Origin of the sequence: Nesterenkonia salmonea (genome assembly GCF_005771525.1) — a bacterium.
Classification (GTDB): domain Bacteria; phylum Actinomycetota; class Actinomycetes; order Actinomycetales; family Micrococcaceae; genus Nesterenkonia; species Nesterenkonia salmonea.
This window is the reverse complement of sequence record NZ_VAVZ01000138.1, coordinates 1-335: the sequence shown is the minus strand read 5'-3', so window position 1 is coordinate 335 and position 335 is coordinate 1. Positions and strand designations below refer to the sequence as shown.

The window sequence follows — 335 nt, the reverse complement described above, 5'->3', positions numbered from 1 at the left end:
CCAGAGCTTGTGGCGCGGCTGGTGCGGGAGCAGGTTCCCTTGACCGTGTGCCCGCTGTCTAATGTGGCGCTGCGAGGGGTTTCGACCTTGGCTGAGCATCCGCTGCCTGCCATGTTGGAGGCCGGGTTGAGTATCTCCATCCATTCTGATGATCCTGCCTATTTCGGCGGGTATGTGGACACCAACTACACCGCCATCCAGCAGACTTTTGGTCTGAGCAGAGATCAGCTGGCCCACCTGGCCAGGAACTCTGTGGATTCGAGCTTCATTGAGGATTCACGGGCCAAGGAACTGCACTCTGAGATCGACCGGTGGATCGCAGGATAACGGGACCT

General features: G+C 58.8%; 1 pseudogene. It reads left to right on the top strand.

What is annotated here, in order from left to right:
- A pseudogene (locus tag FEF26_RS15610) lies at window positions 1-327 on the top strand (adenosine deaminase); the annotation flags it as partial.
- Window positions 328-335: the final 8 nt, after the last annotated feature.